This is a genomic window from Clostridium sp. K04 (assembly GCF_019734375.1).
Lineage (GTDB): Bacteria > Bacillota > Clostridia > Clostridiales > Clostridiaceae > Clostridium > Clostridium saudiense.
Genome location: NZ_JAASHD010000025.1, coordinates 36,186 through 58,771, shown reverse-complemented (window position 1 = coordinate 58,771; position 22,586 = coordinate 36,186). Strand labels below are relative to the sequence as shown.

The following is a 22,586-nucleotide window of genomic DNA, read 5'->3' as shown; positions in this document are numbered from 1 at the left end:
TTATCGAAAAAATTTCGTTAATACTCACTTTTACTTTAAAAGCAATAGTAATCTATTTCTTTAATACAACACTAAAACTAAATAGGTACCTTTTATATTTATTCTTTAAAATTAACTATTCCTAATAATTTATTATCATTTGATGCTGAAATCACTTCTACTGATATTTTACCATCTTCATATGTACAAATACTAAACTGAGCATTCTCCTCAAACCTTACTATTCCATTACCCTCATCATGCCCTATAAAACTAAGGCTACCTGTTGAAAAATATGGTTTGTCCGCAAAACTCCCATTAAAAGGATGATGAGTGTGCCCAACAAAAATTCCAACTAATGAACTTTCCCTTATTATCTTTTCAAAGTTATCATCTATATCCACCGACGGTGTAGTAAATTGATCTTTTATAAGATGATGGTGAAGTATTAAAATAGTATCTTTTTTACTACTATCCTTTAATTGATTTTCTAACCACTTATACTGTTCATTTGAAATAAATCCATCACTATTTTTATATACTGAATTATCAAAACTAATAATTCTAAGATTATCAATTTCATTAACAGTATTATAAGGCTCGTTACACTCCTTATTAAACCATCCCTTATAAAAAGCTGCCTTATTATCATGATTTCCTAATGTAAGTATATAAGGAACATTACCTAATAACTTTTCTAATTCACATTTTAAGCTAAAATAATCCTCATACATTCCTGATTCTACTAAATCACCAGTTATAATAACAAAATCAATTTTACTTAAATCTACCATAATTAAAGCCTTTTTTAGCTGAATTAAAGGACTTGTCATATCATTAAAAATAGCATTATACCCCTTTTCAGCCTTAGGATACTCTCTTAAGAAATGAATATCTGATAAATGTAAAAATTTCATATTCTACACCTACTTAATTCTCTTTTTCTTATTTCTTTTAGTTTGTATACTAAATAATATAAGTGCGACTATTGTAGCTACATAAGGTATAGATGCAGTAATTTGTGTTTTTAATGATGTATTTTGAAGTACATTTCCAGCTGCTTGTGAGAATCCAAAAAATAAACTTGATAAAAGTACCCCTATTGGATGAGATTTACCTAAGTTATTAGCTGCCATAGCAATATATCCACGCCCTGAAGTCATGTTTTGCATGAATAATGTTACAGTTCCCATAGAAAGAAGAACCCCACCTAATCCACATAATATACCTGATAAACTTATAGTAAGGAATTGATATTTTTCTACTGGTGTACCAAGACTTCTAGCAGCTTCTTTATTAATTCCAACGGCACGTAATCTATATCCTAATACCGTTTTATATAAGAAAATATACATTCCTATCGCTAATATAAATGCTAAATAATCAATAATTGTTAATCCTGAAAAAATAGTCCCTAATATAGGAATATCCTTAATAATAGGTAAATCTATTTTGGGAAGGCTTACTAAGCTAGTATCAGTAAATACTCCTTTTGTTTTGAAAATTATGTAAAGTAAATATGTTGTTACTCCTCCCATCATAGTATTTGTTGCCATACCAACAACAACTGGGGATGCTTTTAATTTAATTATACAAAATCCTACAATAGCAGATACTATCATTCCACTAATTGCTCCAGCAAGAACAGATAAAAATACATTATGAGTATAATAGTTAGCAACAATACTGAAAAATGCTCCTGTTAACATTGTTCCTTCCATTGCTATATTAAAAATACGTACTTTAGTACATATAGCTGCAGCTAAAGTCACTAATAAAATAGGTGTCATCATACGAAGAGTCGAATTAGCTACCACTGCTAAATAATCTATACTTAACTCCATTACTATACTCCTTCCTTGCCTGTTGCACTTTTCTTTTTATACCACTTTACAGCAAATCTCGCTGTAATTAGTAAAGTAATAATTCCTTGAATAATTGTTGTTACTTCTGATGGAACTCCCATACTACGCTCAATAGTACTTCCGCCTGTAGTAATTCCAGCTAAGAAAATACTACTAACTAAAATACCAACCGGGTGGTTGCTTGACATTAATGAAGCTATAATACCAGTCCATGCATAACCTGGCGATGTAATCATACTATCTACATAACGATATCTTGTTCCTAAAACTTCACATGCACCACCAAGTCCTGCTAATGCCCCACTAAGCATTAATACATAATACATCATCTTAGTACTATTAACACCACCATAGTTTGCAAAGTTAGAATTTAATCCACCCATTTTTGCTTTATATCCAAAGCTTGTTCTCTTCATTATAAAAAGTACAAATAATACACAAATAACTGAAATTACAAATCCCCAATGTAATGAATATCCTTCAAACATCTTAGGTAAAATATTATCAGTTAACTTTTGTGTTTGAATTGCTGAAGAATCTAAACCTAGCGGATCCTTTACAACATATGTTGTAAAATAAGAAGCTATATAATCAGCAACATAATTCATCATAAGAGTTATAATAAGTAAATCTAGCTTAAATCTTTCACTTACATAAGCTGAAATAAGTGAATATAAAACACCTACTATTGCACCACTTATAAGAGACATAGCAACAACAAAAGCTGGTGGGCCTGGACATATCACAGCTACAACTGCTGAAGTAAATGCCCCTAAAACCATTTGACCCGCAGCACCTAAGCTTGAATAACCTGATCCCCAAGCTAATGCACCAGCAAGACCAGCAAATATAATAGGAACTGAACGTGTTAAAGTCGTAGTTAAATAATAAGCAGATCCAAATCCACCTTTAAACATTCCTATAATTGCTTCAAAAGGATTAAATCCAGAAAATGCAATAATTACACCACCTAATAATATTCCAACAACAATAGCTTGTAGAGGATGCTTTAATGGTTCAAATATATTTGAAAGTCTACTCTTTGCAATACTCCCAGATAACGAATTTTTACTTTTCATTATTCTTACCTCCTACCATTAAAAGACCTAATTCCTTTTCATCAATACTTCCTCTTTTAAATTCACCAACAATTTCACCCTCATAAATAACGTAAATTCTATCACTTAAATCCATAATTTCACTTAACTCTGAAGATACTAATAATACACTATCTCCTTTATTTCTTTTTTCAACAAGCTGATCATGAATAAACTCTATTGCACCTATATCAATTCCCCTTGTAGGCTCACAAGCAATAATAAGTGGTGTTTCCATAGATATTTCTCTTGCAACAATAAGTTTTTGTGCATTTCCACCTGAAAGTTCTTTTATTTTTTGTGAAGGTGAATCTGCCTTAACACGGAATTTATAAATCAAATCTGTTGCATGCTTTGTTACTTTATTAATATTTAAAATTCCCTTTTTAGAAAATTCTTTATTATCTTCATATCCCATTAATGCATTTTCAGCTAATGTTGCATCTGGTGCACTTCCCCACATATAACGATCTTCAGGAATATGCGCAATACCAGACTCTCTAATATTCATTACAGTATGATTTGTAATATCTTTATTATTGATAATTACATTACCACCATCAACTTTTTCTAAACCCGTTATACATCGAATTAGCTCAGATTGACCATTTCCTGATACACCTGCAATACCTACTATCTCACCTTTTTTAATATGTAAGTTAACATTATTTAAGATATTTTTATCATGTTCACCCTTTAATATTAAGTTCTTAACTTCTAAAAGTTGTTCCTTTGTTTCCTTTTCTGGAATTACTCTATTAGCTATTTGTCTTCCAACCATTAAATACGATAACTCTTCAACACTTGTATCCTTCTTTAATCTTTCAGCTACAACTTCTCCAAGTCTCATTACTACAATCCTATCTGCAACTTCCATAACTTCATGAAGCTTATGAGTTATAATTATTAAGCTTTTTCCTAACTTAGCTAATTGCTTCATAGTCTTTAAAAGTTCATCTACTTCAATAGGTGTAAGTACTGCTGAAGGCTCATCAAAAATAATGACATCCGCATTTTGATAAAGTGTTTTTAATATTTCTACACGTTGTTGAAGCCCTACTGGACATTGCCCTACAATAGCACTTGGATCCACTTGTAACATGTAACGCTTTGACAGATCTTCTACCACTTTAATATTCTTTTTATAATCGAAGAATACTCCTCTTTTCATTTCATTTTTATATACAATATTTTCTGCAACAGTCATTGACTCAAAAAGCATGAAATGTTGCTGTACCATTCCAATTCCTTCTTGCATAGCGTCTGACGGATTATGAAAATTCATTTTATTTCCATTGATAAATATTTCTCCCGAATCAGGTCTTTCCAATCCATAAAGTATCTTCATTATAGTAGACTTTCCAGCACCATTTTCTCCAACAACAGCAAGTATTTCTCCCTTATTAAGGTTTATATTAACTTTGTTGTTAGCCACTACATTACCATATGTCTTGACTATATTTCTCATTTCTAAAAGCATATCCAAGTTACTCCTTTTTCTAAATTAATCTAGAATATTAATAAGAGGCAAAGCTAAAATCGCTTATGCCCCTTATATAATTGGTACTACGTACTAATTTTATATTCTAATTAGTTTGCAGCTTCTTCAGGAACTTCTATTATTAATTCCCCTGAAATAATTTTTTCTGCTGCTTCTTTACCCGCTGCTATAACTTCATCAGTTATAATTTTAGTATTTCTATAATTCATTTCTTCTGGAGAAACACCAACAACTCCAAATGCACCTTCTTTTAATCCAAGAATTTGTGAACCACCATTTAATTCATCTGCTAAGAATCTCTCAATTATAGTATCTACAACAGCCCCTGTATTCTTTAATAATCCGCTAATAATACTTGCATTTTCAGAAGTAGTTTGGTCTACACTTAATCCTGTTGTATATATTGGTGTACCCTTTTTGCTTAACTCTTGAGCAGCTTGGTATATACCAGAGTTTGCACTAGCAGAAACCCCACCAAAAATAAAGTTTGCTCCTGCGGCTTTTTGTTGTAAAGCATATTCATAAGCTAAGTTAGTATCATTGTAAGAATTAGTGTAGTTGTACATGAATTTAGCATCTGGGTTAACAGATTTTACACCTTCTGCAAATCCATATCTGTATTTATATGTAGCTTGTGTTTGGAATGATGAAATATATCCATATAAGCTTTCATTAGGGAAAGCAGTTCCAACCATTACCCCTAAAACGTATGAACCTTGTGCCTCATCAAATCCAAAGCTTGTTACTTTTCCATTAGATGCAGTTGTATCAATTACAGCATATTTTGTATTTGGGAATTTATCTGCAGCATCACTAAATGGATCAGCTGCTTGCCAACCAATACCTATTATTAAATCGTACCCTTCGTTAGATGCAGCAAGTGTATTTTCTTCCCATGCAGCAGTATCAGTACATTCAATAGATGTCATTTTAAATCCGTAAGTTTTACTTGCTTCTTCTAAAGCTTCATATGCTTGAAGAATAAATTTTTCAGTTCCGATTGTATCAGAAATTAAAGCTATATTTAAATTTGAATAATCACCATTATCACCTTTGCTTCCTGCTGATTCCTTATTTCCAGAGTTTGAACATCCAGCAAAAAGAAGTGTAGTCATAATAAGCAGTAAAGAAGTTATTATTTTTCTCATTATTTCATCTCCTAAAATTCATTTATACCTTGATTATAATGATTATGGTGATAAAAAAATATGACTTATGTCATATTTCGACCAAAAAACTGTATATTATTTTATTTTTTTTATTCATCATTCGCTTTTTACCTTAATATTTTTATTTAACTACATATATATTGAATACTCTTTTAATAAATATTTAGCATTTTACTTAATATTTATTAATCATATATTTGCTTATTTATTCACCAAGTAGTGATTTTTCCTTATTTTTCTTAGCCTAAGACCTTATTGTTATATGTCTATTGTTATGTTAAAATAATGACACGAATATACGAATAATATTATTAATTTACTCATTTATTTGGAGGAACTTATGATAAAGATTACGGATAATGTATTACTAGATAAATACATTAATAATACTGGTATTTCTAAATTATTTTCACAAGATATTAATAACTACTTAGAACTTTTTTCTTTAAATAAAGGTGATTTCTTAATTAACGAAGGAGAATGCTCTAATTATCTATATTTTTTAGTAAGTGGAAAATTAAAAGTTTTCTCTCATTCCACATCTGGTAAAATAATGTCTATAACCCATTTTAATTCTTTTGAAATTATAGGTGAAACCTGCAGTTTATGGGACAAACCTCCAACTGCCTCAGTTCAAGCTAGTTCAAAGGCATACTGTATTGGCATATCTATGCAATATAGAAGTCTTCTTTTAAATGATGTAGTATTCTTAAGATATATTTGTCAAAATCTTGGTGAAAGACTTAGTTATATGAATAATAACACTTGCACCAATCTTTATGAATCATTAGAAAGCCGTTTAGCATCTTTTATCTTAAAAACTGAGAAAGATGGAATCTTCTCTTATAATCTAACAGAATGCGCCGAGCTTTTATGTGCAAGCTATAGACATTTGTTGAGAATCATTAATTCATTTTGTAGTACAAATAAACTTTTTAAAAACGGAAAATATTACAAGATAATAGATAGAGATTATTTAGAAAAAGTTGCTTCAAATTCTTCTATAACCTAAAAAAACTGTATTGATTATAAAATCAATACAGTTTTTTATGTTATAGAATATTATTTAGCCCTCATTAAATAATTCTTTATTAATATTACGACTATACTTAATATTGCCATTACTAAAAATACTATTATTTCCTGTGTTCCTAAATTGCTCAAATGTAATATACTTCTAAATAAAATTGCTGCTACAAAAAATCCTATTGCTGTTGTTGTACATAAAAATAAACGCAATTTATTAAATGGTCTACACACTCTTATTACAGCTAAAATACTTGTTAATCCAATCATGTAATACATAATCGTAGTCATTTCATATAATTTTATATTTAAAGCTGGAGCTATTAAATATAAAATTATGATATTTATTATTATCACTATAGCATATGGCAATGAATTCTTTAATACACTCTTTAAAAATTTTTCTTTTATTTGCTTTCCATTTGGTTCAAATGATAAAAAGAATGATGTATATCCTTCAATAGCAAGATCTATTAATGTAATTTGTATTGGCATAAATGGAAACGCTGTACAAGTTATAATATTCAATATTGATAACATTACAGAATATAATGTTTTTATGAAAAATATTGTAGCAACGTTAGTAATATTATTTACAACTCTTCTTCCTTCCATTAATACATCTTTTAAAACACTAAAGTCAGAATTTAAAAGTACTATTTGTGATACTTGCTTAGCTACATCACTAGCTTCTGGAAGAGTTATGCTACAATCAGCTTGTCTTAATGCAATAACATCATTTACTCCATCCCCTGTCATTGCAACTGTATGTCCTTTTGCTTGTAGAGCTTGAACTAATAAACTTTTTTGATTTGGAGAAACCCTAGCAAATATACTATACTTATCAACTATTTCCATTATTTCATCGTCATTTTTTATAGTAGATAAGTCTATGTATGATTCATAATCTTCTAATCCTGCTTGCTTAGCTATACTAGAAACAGTCAATGGATTATCACCTGAAATTACTTTTACTGTTACGACTTCCCCCTTAAAAAATCCAAGCATTTCTTTTGCATTTTTCCTTAATGGATCAGACAATTCTATAGAAGCAATTATATCTATATCAGGTAATACATCTTCTACTACCTCTTTAGAGTATCCTACGAGTAATACTCTTTTACCTTGCTTTTGTGCTTCTACCAAACTTTCATCCATTGTAAAGTTGCTCTTTAATATTAATTTTTCAGGTGCTCCAACTATTATAGATCCTATGTCTTTAAATGAAATAGAACTCCACTTTCTTTCAGATGAAAATGTATTCTTATACTCAATTTCAAATGTATCACTTTCTTTAAAGTAATCTTTTAATGCTTGAAAAGTTCCATTATTATCTCCAATTTCATTAACAAAAGCACTTAAGGCCTGTTTTAATGAAATTGGCATTATTTCCTCATTAAATTTTACAACATTAGAAACTTTCATTTTTCCTTCTGTAATAGTACCAGTCTTATCAAGACATAATGTATCTACATGAGCTAATGTCTCTACACTATATAAGTCTTGTACTAATACCTTTTTCTTCGCAAGTTTTATTACACCTGTTGCAAGGGATATACTAATTAATAAAACTAGTCCTTTTGGTAGCATTCCCAATAATGCTGCTGATGTTGATATTACAGAACTTTTAATTAGTTGATTTCTAACAAAATAAGCCTCTATAAATAACAATGCTCCTACAGGTATTATGATTAAACTAGTAAGTTTTGTTACCTTTCTCATTGAGCTTAATAATTCTGAATTTATCTTCTTATGTTTTTTACTCTTTAATGTAATTTCGGCTACTAAATTATCTTTTCCTACTTTCTCAACTTTCGCATAGCATTTTCCACTAACAACATAACTCCCTGAAAATAATTTATCTCCTGGTAACTTTATAATTGTGTCTGACTCTCCAGTAAGTAAAGATTCATTTACTTCTATTTTCCCATCAATAACAACTGAATCTGAACAAATTTGATTTCCCATATTTAATATAGTTATGTCATCTAAAACTACTTCATCGACATCTATACTAATTTCTCTTCCTTCTCTTATTACATCAACCTTTGATACTGTTAGTACAGATAAATTTGCTACCAAGTTTTTAGCATGTATCTCTTGAAAACTACCAATACATATATTCAATATAATTATCAGCATAAATGCTAAATTAGAATATGCACCAACTGACATTAAAGCAATAGCAATAAGAAAATTATATAAATTGAATAATGTAAATACATTACCTGAAATAATCTCCCAATTAGATTTTACAGTTTTTTCTTCAACAATGTTTATTTTTCCTTTTTCTTTTCTATCTAATACTTCCTCTTGTGTTAATCCTAATATAGTTTGCTGTTCTCCCACATTAACCACACTCCATATCAATTCTTCTAGTAATTATTTTTATAGTACCTTTTCAATATGTATCTATATTTTTACTTATAATAACACTTATTATATCTATATAATGTAAAATCTATGTTAAATTTTAAAATTTTTCTATAATATAGTTTTTAAATTATATATCTCTTCCATATTTTGAGTTATAAAAATACTGCATCAATTAAATTAATTCAGTATCTTTTCTTTTACTATAAAACAAAAAATGGAGCCTTTATCCCTAAGAATAAAAGCTCCATCGCTTTAAAACCCATTTAATATTATAAACAATTTACAATTTATGTTTTATAAATAAATTGGCTATTTGCTAAATATTATCTATTTTCTATTAATTTAAAAACAGATAAATTAATTAACAAATTGTTCCTCCAACAGCTTTGATATCATTATCATTTTCAACTGCTGCCTTTATTGATAATTCTAATGCCTTACTAATATCAACAATACTCATTGATGGCTTTTCTGGTTTATCTACTACTTGTGCAGGTATATATGGAACATGAATAAATCCAGCTTTCATGTTAGGATATTTTTTATCAACTAAGTATAATAAACCATACATAACGTGATTACATACAAAAGTACCTGCTGTATTTGAAACTGATGCTGGAAGTCCACCATCTTTAATTTCCTTAACCATAGCCTTTATTGGTAAGTTAGAAAAGTATGCTGGTTCTCCATCTTCGTATATAGCTATATCTAATGGTTGATTACCTTCATTATCTTCTATTCTTGCATCATCAATATTAATTGCAACTCTTTCTGGTGTAACTCCAAATCTTCCACCAGCTTGACCTATAGAAATAACTATATCTGGATTATGTTTTTCTATAGCTTCTTCTATTTTAGCTAATGATTTTCTAAAAACAGTTGGAATTTCTAACTTAATTACTTCTGCTCCACTAATATTTTCTGGTAATAATTTAACAGCTTCTAAAGCTGGATTTATACTTTCTCCACCAAATGGATCAAATCCTGTTATTAATACCTTCATTTTCATCTTCTCCCTCATTTTACATTTTGTCTTTTTGGCAAATATGAGATATTTCCTTTAATCAAAACATTTAAAGAAAATATCTCATAAATAAAATTTTTAATTATAATTTATCTAATTGAATTTACTCAACATCCTAAGATGCTCAGTTTCATTTATAATAACATTATATACAATTATTCATTAAATTAAAATGCTAAGAAGTACATTAATAAAATATGAATAGCTAATAAAATTAATGCTACAGGAGCTTGTTGCTTGATTATTGCATTTTTATCCTCAATTTCAAGTAAAGCTGCTGGCATAATATTAAAGTTAGCTGCCATTGGTGTTAATAATGTACCACAGTAACCAGCTGTTAAAGCTAAAGCTCCTGCTATAGCCACATTAGCACCCTGTGCAAATACAAATGGTATACCTATACCAACTGTTATTACTGAAAATGCTGCAAAAGCATTTCCCATAATCATTGTGAATAATGCCATACCTACACAGTAAGCAGTAACCCCTATGAATATATTTCCTTGAGGTAATATACCTGATATTCCTGAAGAAATTACATCTCCAACTCCTGCTGCTGTAAATAATGCACCAAGTGCTGCTAATAATTGTGGTAATATACTTACTGCACCTACTGATTGAAGCATTCTATCTGATTCTTCAACTAATACTCTTGGTTTTGCTTTTGTAATAACAAATGTTACTATTGCTGCAATAACAGCTGCAACACCTATAGCTGCTGTTCCTGAAATTGCTGTAAATTGTGCAATCCCTAAAGCCGCTAAAGCTATAACTAATGATGGTACAAATACCTTTAAACCTAATTTCTTTGCTTGTTCTTCTCCAAATTTTTCATCTAATGCTTTAACAGTTCCTGGTTTAACTTGCTTAGTTAAAGTAAGTACTGCTATAACTACTAATATTCCACCAACAACTACTGATGGTATGTACGGTCCAAATATAAATATTATTCCTAATAATGCCCAAAATAGAGATGTCCCTATTTTTGCCTTATGATTTTTATCTCTTAATGTTAATACTGCTGTATTTAACATCATAATTCCAATTATTATATAGAATATTTCTAATAACATATTAGAAATTGCTGCAAAATCCATATGCGTCTTCTCCTTTGTTAACTATTTATTCTTTTTTCCAAACTCTCTTTCTAATCTCTTGTCCAGTAAAATGTTTTGAATTACAACTAATCCAAATGCAATTATTGCTACAGGTATTGATGCTTTTGCAATATCTAACCCTGATGTTGCATATCCTAAATCACTTAATGTATTAGCAATTAATAAAACTCCTGAACTTGCTAGGAAAAGGTTTTGTCCATAGAAGTTACCATAGTTGTCCATAGATGCTGCTGCAGCTTTTATTTTAGCTTCTGTTTTTTCATCTATCTTTCCATACTTACTTATTGCTGCACCTTGAGCCATTGGATTTATTAATGGTCTAACAAATTGAGGATGTCCACTTATTCTTAATGACATAGCTCCTGCAATTTGTCTTATTAAACAATAAAGTGTTAAAAGCTTTCCTGTTGAAAGATTTTTTACTTGTTTAATTAATGCAACTGCCTTTTCTTTTAATCCGTATCTTTCTGATATTCCTATTACAGGTAAAGTTAATATGAAAATTGTTATTAATCTTTGATTAACAAATGTATTACCAAGTATTGATAGTATTTCAGTTATATCCATGTTTGCTGCAAACCCTGTAGCCAATGCTGATATTATTATTACAGCAATACTATCAAGTTTTAATGCAAAACCTACTATTACCATCAAAATTCCTATTAGCACCATTTAAATCATCCCTCCACTATTTCTTATATTATATTTATACTTCTTTTTTATACATTTGTCTACAATTTTCTGTATTTTTTTTATTCTTTTATGCTAATTGTTTAATTTAATACCGATTTAATTAACAAAGTGTTAATATATAGCATTATAAATAATTGCATCTATATATTTGGCTAATTTAGGTTATATATATAAGCTAATCATCTCCGAATAATTATTCAATATTATTCATAATTATTCATAATTATTCATAATTGTATGTATATTTCTTCATAATATTAAAGAGATTGCTAACTTTAGCAATCTCTTTAATATCAAATTCATTTTCTCTTTCATACCTACCTATAAGTTTAGATACTTTTATTATCTATTTAATTATTTCTAATATATACACTAAAAGTCCCAAAATTAATAATAAAAGTAATATAAATAATATAGCATTAAATATACTTCTCTTCCTCTCATAAATACTTTTGTTTAAATATATTCTATTTATATATCAAATATTATATTATTTGACCCTTTTTAGGTAATAGCATATCTCTATTCTCATTATAAAGTTTTTCTGGATGATATGAATGAATTGGAATTAACAACCTTGGAGTAATTAAATTAATTATTTTTACTAAATCATAAGGCCTAGCATGACCACTACATGACATCATCTTAAATTCAATATCATTATCTTCAAATTGTTTCACAAATGGTGCAAATCTAGGGTCAAAATCTCCTAATGGAGATGCATCTGAATGTATATAAATCCCTTTTTTCTTTAATTTATCTATATATTTTAATGCAAGTGTATCTAACTGCCAAAAATATTTACTTTCATCATTTATTAATTCTTTAAAATCAACTCTTAAGTTTTCATCTAAGCCATAATCTTTATTATCTAATTGATAATAATAAGTTGCTATTCCTGTAGCTTCTTTAACTACATATGAAAAATATGCATCTAACACAACAACTCTTGGGTTAGTTTTAATTATATTTAATATTCTTTCCACATTAGCAATATAATAATTAAATGTAAGCTGTTTATCAGGATTACTTTTAACAACTTCGTTTATTTTTTCTATAAGCTCTTCCTCATTTTCAGCTTCATTTTCTCTTAATTTTTCTCCAAAATCTTGAAATGAAACACTTACCCCTTCAATTAATAGAACATCACAATTTTTACTTTCTTTACAGAAATTAATAGTATCATTTTCCCTATACCCATGTAATCTTATATCACCTGAGTATGCTATCTTTAAATCTGGCGTTTCAATTAATAGCCCACATGCCCCATATGCATCATGATCAACTGGCATTACTTTAACTTTAATTTTCCCAACATTAATAATTTCATTTTCTTCAACACCAATTACTTCTCTTGTATTCGTTTGCCCTTTTTCATATAAAGGAAAAATAAAATCATTATTAATATTCAATGTATTTAATAATGATTTTGTACCTTCTAATGTATACAATGGTATTTCAGAGTTTAAATAATTTACAATTTTCGAATGATCTAAATGAATATGAGATAAAAATACAGCGGTATCATTGAACTTGTTTTCTTTTGATTTATACCCCTTTAATGGTATCTTTGGATCAAATATATTATCTAAATATGGTACTAATTTATTATCTAATAATCCTTGTAAATCACTAGGCTGAACCTTTGCCGCTGGATTAAATTCACTTCCAAAATCAAAGAATATATGACTATCTTCATATGCAATTTCTATAATAGTTCCACCTATTGTTAAGACTCCACTATGAAATGTAATTTTTGTTTTTTTATCTTTTAGCATATTTATAAACAACTCCTCGTATCTTAAATATTTTCATCATTAGTAAATTTATAACTCTATAATAACGTATTTTCCATTCTTTATAAACTCCCTCTCTATATTCACTAATCCTATTATATTTTTATAAACTGTAGAAAAATTCTCTTATCTTTTACTTAAAATTATAATTCATTTTTACAGTATCTATTTTAATACGTAAATACAATATACACTTTCTAAAATATCATTTCATAATATCTTTTAATATTTCTTTCAAGCTCTAATAAATCAACATTTCTACCAATTCTTAAAGTCTCCTTTCCTTCAATATATAGTAGAAATATAGGTAAAGAAAATACTCCATACTTTGCTGCTAGCTCTACATTTTTTTCTCCATCTATCTCTACAGCCTTTATATTTGGTAATGTTCTTAAAATACCTTCAATCTTAAATTTTATCGCTTCACATGCACCACAATCTCTCCCCGTAAAATAAACTACTACCATTTCATTATCATTAATTAATCTCAAAACCTCATCTTCACTTGATATCCTATTCAAAATTATCCCTCATTTCAATAACTATAATTTAAGTAATTCATGTTAATAAATTATAGTTAATAATATATTGCTTCTTTTAGCTTAACTTTTATAAGTAAATTATATACAAAAATATAGCTAGTACCTGAATATTCAAGTGCTAGCTACTTATTTAATTATTTATTATTTTTATAAAAATATTCTAAAATATCATCAAATGTTTCAAATGCTAATCCTGCAGCTTCACAACATTCTGTTATAGCCTCTTCCATTTCCTTAATAGGAATATCTTTTACAGTATCGCATTCTATACCTTGTTCACGATAAGATTCACATATTGCATTTTCTAAATCTTCTTGTGAAATCCCCTCTTCCTTAAACATGCTTAAAAAAATTTCTCTAATATTATTTTCTCTTTCAATTTCAGTTAATATGTTTTCCATATATCCTCCAAATGTCATCTCAAAAATTTATATTCTCATTGATAATTATACCATAATTTATAAATTTATAACATTTACAAATAGGTTTTTAATCTCTCCTATCATCAATCCTTATTTAGTTATTATTCTCTAACTTTTAATTTATATAAAAAGAGTTATCTTTAATTGATTTATTAATCATTAAAGATAACTCTACTTTTAACTCTTATTTCATTAAATACTTATCAACAGCTAATGCTGCATTTCTTCCTTCAGCAATTCCCCATACAACCAATGATGGTCCTCTTCTTGCATCTCCAGCAACGAAAACTTTCTCTTTAGATGTTCTATAATCTATATCATTGGCAGCAATATTGCCTCTTTTATTTAGTTCTACCCCTAAATCATTAGCTATATAATCTTCAACTCCTGTGAATCCCATAGCTATTAAAACTAAATCGGCATTCCAAATTTTTTCAGAACCTTCTATTTCTTTAAGATTCATTCTACCGTCTTCTCCCTTAACCCATTGTACATCAACAGTTTTTAGAGATTTGACATTTTCATTTTCATCTCCATAAAACTCTTTAACGCTCGTTAAATATCTTCTTGGATCATGCCCAAACTTTGCAATATACTCTTCTTGGCCGTAATCAACTTTTAATACCTTTGCATATTCTGGCCAAGGATTATTTGCAGATCTAGTCTTTGGTGGCTCTCCCATAATTTCAAATTGATTTACAGATTTACATCCTTGTCTAAGAGCTGTTCCAACACAGTCTGTTCCAGTATCTCCACCACCAATTACTATTACATCCTTATTAGTTGCTAAAATATCAGTACCTTTATTAAACTGGGAGTTAATTATTCTCTTAGTATTGTTAGTTAAATATTTTACTGCAAAATGAATTCCATTAAGTTCTCTTCCCGGAGCTTTTAAATCTCTTGGATTAGATGCTCCTATAGTAACTACTACTGCATCATATTCTTTATCTAATTCGCTGTACTTTACATCAACCCCAACATTAACGCAAGTTTTAAAAATTATTCCCTCTTCTTTAAGAATCTCAGCTCTTCTTTCTATAACAGTTTTCTCAAGCTTCATATTTGGTATACCATACATCATAAGGCCACCAACATGATCTTCTCTTTCATATACAGTAACACTATGTCCTAACTTATTTAAAAAATCTGCAGCTGCAAGTCCTGATGGTCCTGAACCTATTATTGCAACCTTTTTGCCTGTTCTTACTTCTGGTGGATTTGCTTTAATTAACCCTTCGCTAAATCCTTTTTCAATAAGATACTTTTCATTAGCTTTAATAGTTACAGCATCTCCATGTAATCCACAAGTACATGCATTTTCGCATAATGCTGGACATACCCTTGATGTAAACTCTGGAAAATTACTTGTTTTTAAAAGCCTTTCTAATCCTAGTTCCCATTTTCCTAGATATACAAAGTTATTCCATTCTGGAATAAGATTATGAAGTGGACATCCTGTTGCCATATTATTTAACATAACACCTGACTGGCAAAATGGAACTCCACAATCCATACATCTTGCCCCTTGTTTTCTTCTTTCCTCTTCTGTAAGAGGTGTATCAAATTCATTCCAATGATTCACTCTATTGAGTGCATCCTCTCTGCTACAATTTTTTCTATTAAACTCCATAAAACCTGTTGCTTTTCCCATGATACTCCCTCCTTACATTACCCTTCCAGTTTTTTCATAAAAGGCATTTACTAAAGCTTCATCTCTAGTACATCCCTTTTCTTCGTTAATTCTAACAAGCTCTAAAACTTCTTTATAATCTACAGGAATAACTTTTTTAATCTTAGTTATATATAAATCAAAATTATCTAAAATAGTTTTTGCTTTAACTGAATTAGTAAGCTCATAATGTTCATTTATTATATCTTTTAAGAATTTGACATCTTTATCATCTGGATTTTCAATAAGAACCATTTCTTTATTAACCTTAGAATTGAAATCTCCATCTTCATCTAACACATAAGCAATTCCACCACTCATACCTGCTGCGAAATTCACTCCTGTTTTTCCAAGTATAACAGCTTTTCCTCCAGTCATATATTCACATCCATGAGCTCCACAACCTTCTACTACAGCTGTTGCTCCTGAATTTCTTACACAGAATCTTTCTCCAACAATTCCACTAAAGAAAGCCTTTCCTGAAGTAGCTCCATATAATGCAACATTACCTACTATAATATTATCTGCTGCAACCAGTTTACTATTTTTAGGCTGATATACTATTACCTTTCCTCCAGATAATCCCTTACCAACATAGTCATTACCATCGCCTTCAACTTCTAAAGTTAAACCACTTGGTATAAATGCCCCAAAGCTTTGTCCCGCTGCTCCTGCACATTTAATCCAAATTGTATCTTCTGGTAATCCTTCTGTTTTATATCTTCTAGTTATTTCTGACCCTAAAATAGTACCAAATGTTCTATCTGTATTAACAATATCTATATTTATTTTAACTTTTTCTTTATTATCCAATGCTGGTTTTGCTAATTCTAAAAGAACAGTTGAATCTTTAACTTCATTAAGCTTATGATCAAATTTCTTATCTTCATTAAAGATAACTCCATTTTCTGAATTAATTTGAGACTTATCTAATATTAATGATAAATCAACTCTTTCAGCCTTCCAATTATTAAGATGTTCCTTTTTCTTTAACTTATCTACTCTGCCAATCATTTCATCTATACTTCTAAATCCAAGCTTAGCCATATATTCCCTTAACTCTTGTGCTATAAATTCCATGAAGTTTACAACATATTCAGGTTTACCAGTAAACCTCTTTCTAAGCTCTTCATTTTGAGTTGCAATTCCTACTGGACAAGTATCTAAATTACATACTCTCATCATTACACAACCTAAGGCTACAAGTGGAGCTGTTGCAAATCCAAACTCTTCTGCTCCAAGTAATGCTGCTATTGCAACATCTCTTCCAGTCATAAGTTTACCATCTGTTTCTACTCTTACTCTATCCCTTAAGTTATTCATAACAAGTGTTTGATGAGCTTCAGCAAGTCCTAATTCCCAAGGAAGACCGGCATGTTGAATTGATGTCTTAGGAGATGCCCCTGTACCCCCATCATATCCTGATACTAATATAACATCAGCTCCAGCCTTAGCAACACCTGCTGCAACTGTTCCAACTCCTGCTTCTGCAACTAATTTTACTGAAACATCTGCATATATATTCGAATTCTTTAAATCATATATAAGTTGTGCTAAATCCTCAATTGAATAAATATCATGATGCGGTGGTGGTGAAATTAATCCAACTGCTGTAGTTGAATGCCTTGTCTTAGCTATCCAAGGATATACCTTTGATGCAGGTAATTGTCCACCTTCTCCAGGCTTTGCTCCCTGTGCCATTTTAATTTGTAGTTCATCAGCATTAACTAAATATTCTGATGTAACACCAAATCTTCCTGATGCTATTTGTTTAATTTTTGATCTCTTTGTATCTCCGTTTGCTAATGGAATCCATCTTTCTCTATCTTCTCCACCTTCACCAGTATTAGATTTACCACCTAATCTGTTCATAGCTATAGCAAGAGCTTCATGTGCTTCCTTTGAAATTGATCCATATGACATTGCTCCTGTCTTAAATCTCTTTACTATTTCAGATACTGGCTCTACTTCTTCTAATGGAATAGGATTTTCTTCAAATTCAAAGTCTAGTAATCCTCTTAAAGTTAATCCTTCTTCTTCTTTCATTATTAATGAAGAATACTCCTTAAACTTATTGTAATCTCCACTCTTAGTCGCTTGTTGTAGTAAATAAATACTTATTGGATTGTATAAATGCTTTTCTCCATCACTTCTTAATTTATCTCTACCAAAGTTATCTAAATCAAAGTTAAGTTGCTTAAGTCTCTTATTATAAGCATCTTCATGCTTTCCTAAAGCTTCTTTTTCAATATCCTTTAATGTTAATCCACCAATTCTGCTTGTTGTATTTGTAAAGTATTTATCTATTACAGTTTTATCTATACCTAACGCTTCAAATATTTGAGCTCCTTGATAAGATCTAATAGCCGATATTCCCATTTTAGAAAGTATCTTAGTTATACCTTTTACAACAGCATTATCATAATTGTTAGTTGCCTCTTCATAAGGAATTGTAATCATTCCATCTTCAACTAACTCATGAATAGTTTGATAAACTAAATATGGATTAACTGCTGTAGCACCATATCCTAAAAGTGTTGCAAAATGATGTACTTCTCTAGCTTCACCAGTTTCAACAATTATATCTGCTAAACTTCTAACACCCTTTTTAATTAAATAATTATTCATTGCAGCAACTGCTAATAATGAAGGTATTGGTGCATTATCCTTATCTACAAATCTATCTGATAATATAATTACATTAGTTCCTTCTTTAATTAATTGAAGTGCTTCTCTACATAAATACTTTAATGATATTTCTAAGCTATTTTCCTTTGTAATATCAAAAGTAATATCTAATGTACTTATTTTATACCCATGTCCATTTAATGATTTTATTTTTTCTAAATCCTTATTATTTATAATTGGATTAACTATTTCTATTTGTCTGCAGCTTTCTGGACAATCATCTAAAATATTTCCTTTAGATCCTAAGTAAACATTAGTAGATGTTACGATTTCTTCTCTTATAGCATCTATTGGAGGATTTGTTACTTGAGCAAATAATTGTTTAAAGTAATTAAATAATGGTTGATCCTTTAATGATAATACTGCAAGTGGTGTATCAATTCCCATAGCCGCCATTGGTTCATGCTTATTTTGAGCCATTTCAAAGATATTAGTTTTTAAATCTTCATATCCATAACCAAAAACTTTTTGATAAGTTTTTCTTTCATCTTTGTTCATGAACTTTTCTTCATAATTTTCTATTTTTATATCTCTTAATGGTGTTAATCTTTCATCTAACCATTCTTGATATGGATGCTCTAAGCTATATTTTTTCTTAACTTCTGAATCCTCTATTAATTCTCCCTTAACAGTATCAACTAATAAAATCTTACCTGGTTCTAATCTTTCTTTTCTAATAACTCTTTCCTCATCAATTGCAACAGCACCTGTTTCTGATGCTAAGAAAAGATAACCATCATCAGTTATGTAATATCTAGAAGGTCTTAATCCATTTCTATCTAAAACTGCACCAACTTTATCTCCATCAGTAAATACTATTGAAGCTGGTCCATCCCATGGTTCCATTATTGTTGAATTATATTTATAGAAAGCTTTTTTATCAGGATCTATATTTTTTGATTTTTCCCATGGCTCTGGAATTAACATTAATATCGCTCTTGTTAAATCTCTTCCACCCATATATAAGAATTCTAATACATTATCGAATGTTGCTGAATCAGAACCTTCCTTATTAATAATAGGTAATACCTCTTGTAATCTTTCACCAAAAACTTCTGATTTAATAGAATCTTCTCTTGAATAAATTTTATTAACATTACCTCTTAAAGTATTTATTTCACCATTATGAACCATCATTCTATTAGGATGTGCTCTTTCCCAACTTGGGAATGTATTTGTTGAATATCTTGAATGAACTAAAGCAATAGCTGATTCTACTTCCTTATCTAATAGGTCATGATAAAACTCTCTAACCTGTGTAGATAATAACATCCCTTTATAAACTATAGTTTTAGACGAAAGTGATGCTATATAAGTACTACAATCATTTAATTTTTCTTCATTATTAAATGACTTTTCAATATCTCTTCTTAATATATATAATTCTCTTTCAAAATCCCTAGATGAATTTATACCTTCTGGCTTATTAATTATAATTTGCATAATCTTTGGCATAGCTTCTAAAGCTGCTTTTCCAAGCCCACTATAATCTACTGGAACTTCTCTTAATAATAAAAGTGAATATCCTCTTTTATTTAAAACTTCATTAATTATATTTAATGCTAATTTCCTTTTACTTTCTTCAGTTGGTAAAAATAATGCTCCTACTGCATACTCACCTGAATCTGGTAATTTTACATTAGCTTCATTACATACTCTTTTAAAGAAATTATGTGGTATTTGAATTAATATACCAGCTCCATCACCAGTATTTTCATCAGCCCCAGTACCACCTCTATGCTTCAAATTTTCTAAAATATCTAATGCATCATTAATAACCTTATTAGATTTCTTTCCTTTAATGTTTACTACAGCTCCAATTCCACATGCGTCATGTTCAAAATTGCTGTTGTATAAGCCCCAATTTTCTTTCATAAATAACGCTCCTTTTATTTATAATTTAGTCATATTATCTTCTTTGCTTTTCAATAAAAAAATGGTTCTTTAACAAAAACTTTTAACTTATTAGCTTTCATAAACTTCGTTAGTTATAATCACAAATATGAAATAATATTTTTATTAAAAATCTCTTTTTACTAAATTAATACATTTTTATTTTATAAACATTATATACAACTTTGTATATAATTTCAATTTTTTATTAATATTTTTATATACTTTCCTTTAAAAAAATTAATTATTAATCACTTAAACTTATTTTTTTTAATAATATGTTATTTTTAAAATTCAAACTCCTTATTACATTTATAAGTTTTATATACATATTTTTACGAAATTATGAATGATATATTTTTATTTCTGTCATTTTCTCAAAAACTTTCATTATCTTTCAAACACAAAATATAGTTATTAATTTTAATAACATAAATAACTAATTGATATATCCTAATAGCAAAAAATTCTTACTAAAAAAATATATTACTTCATATATTATTAATAAAATAATTTTTATATAGGTGTTTATATGAACGATATAATTTTTAAATTAAATAGCTTAAAAAATTTAATTGGACATACTCCTCTAGTTGAAATTTCTTTTATATATAAAGAAAAAAAAATGAAGGTTTATGCTAAACTAGAGTATTATAATTTAACAGGAAGTATAAAAGATAGAATTGCATTATATATGTTAAAAAAAGCTTATATTAATAAAGAGCTTCATGATGATGATCTTATTTTAGAAGCAACTAGTGGAAATACTGGTATTTCTTTTGCCGCTATTGGAACTTATTTAGGTTTTAATGTTCATATTTATATGCCTGATTGGATGAGTCCTGAAAGAATTAAATTACTAGAAAGTTATAATGCTACTGTGCATTTGGTTTCAAAAGAAGCTGGTGGATTTTCAAAATGTATATCTTTAACTGAAGAATGTAAAGCTAATTGCTCTAATATATATTTACCACAACAATTTTCTAATAATTCAAATTCCTATTCCCACTACTATTCAACAGCCCCTGAAATATATAACACCTTAAAACGACATCATTTAACTCCTTCAATATTAGTTTCTGGTGTAGGTACAGGCGGTACAATAATGGGAATTTATAAGTACTTAAAAGAAAAAAATCATCATCTTAAGGCATATCCTTTAGAACCATCCTCATCACCAACATTATCAACAGGTACTCACACTGGCACTCATAGAATTCAGGGTATATCTGATGAATTTGTTCCTCCAATAGTAAATTTAAACGATTTAAACGAAATAATCAGTATTGATGACGGTGATGCAATAATTATGGCTCAAAAATTATCTCGAGAATTAGGTCTTGGAGTTGGAATTTCATCTGGTGCTAACTTTATAGGTGCTGTGAAAGCCTTAGAACTTAATAGTGCAACTTCTGTTGCAGTAACTGTGTTTGCTGATGATAATAAAAAATATCTATCTACAGATTTAATGAATAAAGAGCCTGTTAAAGAAAATTATATTTCTTCTAATATAAAACTAATCGATATCAAAGTTCTTTAATTATAAAAACAACTACCGAAAAGAAATATTATTTTTAAGTAAATTTCTAAAAATAATATTTCTTTTTTCCATAAAACATATTAACTTAAATTTATTCAATAACCACTAATACTATAACTATCTTTATTAAAAAAAATCTCATAATATTAATCTATAGTTATATTAATGTCCTAAAAATAAATCTA

16 protein-coding genes are annotated in these 22,586 nt (G+C 28.8%); 2 read left to right on the top strand and 14 right to left on the bottom strand.

Annotation, left to right across the window (positions count from 1 at the left end):
- Positions 1-98 precede the first annotated feature (98 nt).
- The 5 genes from HCG70_RS11470 to HCG70_RS11450 form a co-directional block, all read right to left on the bottom strand.
- The gene (locus HCG70_RS11470; protein ID WP_042399408.1) at positions 99-896 is read right to left on the bottom strand and encodes a metallophosphoesterase; all 798 of its coding nucleotides are present in this window, start codon (positions 894-896) and stop codon (positions 99-101) included.
- 9 nt (positions 897-905) lie between these two features.
- Entirely contained in the window at positions 906-1,823 is a 918-nt protein-coding gene (locus tag HCG70_RS11465) for an ABC transporter permease (RefSeq protein ID WP_042399405.1), read from the bottom strand.
- 2 nt (positions 1,824-1,825) lie between these two features.
- On the bottom strand, positions 1,826-2,923 hold the full coding sequence (locus HCG70_RS11460) for an ABC transporter permease (RefSeq protein ID WP_042399402.1): 1,098 nt from the start codon (positions 2,921-2,923) through the stop codon (positions 1,826-1,828).
- Positions 2,913-4,421 (bottom strand): ABC transporter ATP-binding protein, encoded by a 1,509-nt coding sequence (locus HCG70_RS11455; RefSeq protein WP_042399399.1) that lies wholly within the window; start codon positions 4,419-4,421, stop codon positions 2,913-2,915. The genes HCG70_RS11460 and HCG70_RS11455 overlap by 11 nt, the downstream gene beginning before the upstream one ends.
- A 110-nt stretch (positions 4,422-4,531) precedes the next feature.
- Positions 4,532-5,590, bottom strand: a complete 1,059-nt coding sequence (locus tag HCG70_RS11450) for a BMP family protein (RefSeq protein WP_042399396.1) — start codon at positions 5,588-5,590, stop codon at positions 4,532-4,534.
- Positions 5,591-5,951: 361 nt separating this feature from the next.
- Here HCG70_RS11450 and HCG70_RS11445 point away from each other — a divergent pair, with 361 nt between their 5' ends.
- Complete coding sequence (locus HCG70_RS11445; protein ID WP_042399393.1) at positions 5,952-6,623, top strand: cyclic nucleotide-binding domain-containing protein; 672 nt, start codon at positions 5,952-5,954, stop codon at positions 6,621-6,623.
- Positions 6,624-6,673: 50 nt separating this feature from the next.
- Here HCG70_RS11445 and HCG70_RS11440 read toward each other — a convergent pair whose 3' ends face one another.
- The 9 genes from HCG70_RS11440 to gltB all read right to left on the bottom strand — a co-directional run bounded on the left by HCG70_RS11440 (position 6,674) and on the right by gltB (position 20,843).
- The gene (locus HCG70_RS11440; RefSeq protein WP_221697794.1) at positions 6,674-8,986 is read right to left on the bottom strand and encodes a cation-translocating P-type ATPase; all 2,313 of its coding nucleotides are present in this window, start codon (positions 8,984-8,986) and stop codon (positions 6,674-6,676) included.
- 388 nt (positions 8,987-9,374) lie between these two features.
- On the bottom strand, positions 9,375-10,016 hold the full coding sequence (gene pcp, locus HCG70_RS11435; RefSeq protein ID WP_042399386.1) for a pyroglutamyl-peptidase I: 642 nt from the start codon (positions 10,014-10,016) through the stop codon (positions 9,375-9,377).
- A gap of 188 nt (positions 10,017-10,204) precedes the next feature.
- Positions 10,205-11,134 (bottom strand): DUF979 domain-containing protein, encoded by a 930-nt coding sequence (locus HCG70_RS11430; RefSeq protein ID WP_042399382.1) that lies wholly within the window; start codon positions 11,132-11,134, stop codon positions 10,205-10,207.
- 21 nt (positions 11,135-11,155) lie between these two features.
- A complete protein-coding gene (locus tag HCG70_RS11425) occupies positions 11,156-11,827 on the bottom strand; it encodes a DUF969 domain-containing protein (protein ID WP_042399380.1) in 672 nt (223 codons plus the stop codon).
- A gap of 506 nt (positions 11,828-12,333) precedes the next feature.
- Positions 12,334-13,626, bottom strand: coding sequence for an MBL fold metallo-hydrolase (locus HCG70_RS11420; RefSeq protein ID WP_221697793.1), 1,293 nt, complete (start codon positions 13,624-13,626; stop codon positions 12,334-12,336).
- Positions 13,627-13,841: 215 nt separating this feature from the next.
- The gene (locus HCG70_RS11415) at positions 13,842-14,165 is read right to left on the bottom strand and encodes a thioredoxin family protein (protein WP_156327821.1); all 324 of its coding nucleotides are present in this window, start codon (positions 14,163-14,165) and stop codon (positions 13,842-13,844) included.
- A 155-nt stretch (positions 14,166-14,320) separates the two neighbouring features.
- The gene (locus tag HCG70_RS11410; protein ID WP_042399374.1) at positions 14,321-14,587 is read right to left on the bottom strand and encodes a cobalamin biosynthesis protein; all 267 of its coding nucleotides are present in this window, start codon (positions 14,585-14,587) and stop codon (positions 14,321-14,323) included.
- Positions 14,588-14,792: 205 nt separating this feature from the next.
- Entirely contained in the window at positions 14,793-16,262 is a 1,470-nt protein-coding gene (locus HCG70_RS11405; RefSeq protein ID WP_221697792.1) for a glutamate synthase subunit beta, read from the bottom strand.
- Positions 16,263-16,274: 12 nt separating this feature from the next.
- On the bottom strand, positions 16,275-20,843 hold the full coding sequence (gltB, locus tag HCG70_RS11400) for a glutamate synthase large subunit (RefSeq protein ID WP_221697791.1): 4,569 nt from the start codon (positions 20,841-20,843) through the stop codon (positions 16,275-16,277).
- 550 nt (positions 20,844-21,393) lie between these two features.
- Between gltB and HCG70_RS11395 the strand changes: the two genes are divergently transcribed.
- Positions 21,394-22,401, top strand: a complete 1,008-nt coding sequence (locus HCG70_RS11395) for a PLP-dependent cysteine synthase family protein (protein ID WP_221697790.1) — start codon at positions 21,394-21,396, stop codon at positions 22,399-22,401.
- Positions 22,402-22,586: the final 185 nt, after the last annotated feature.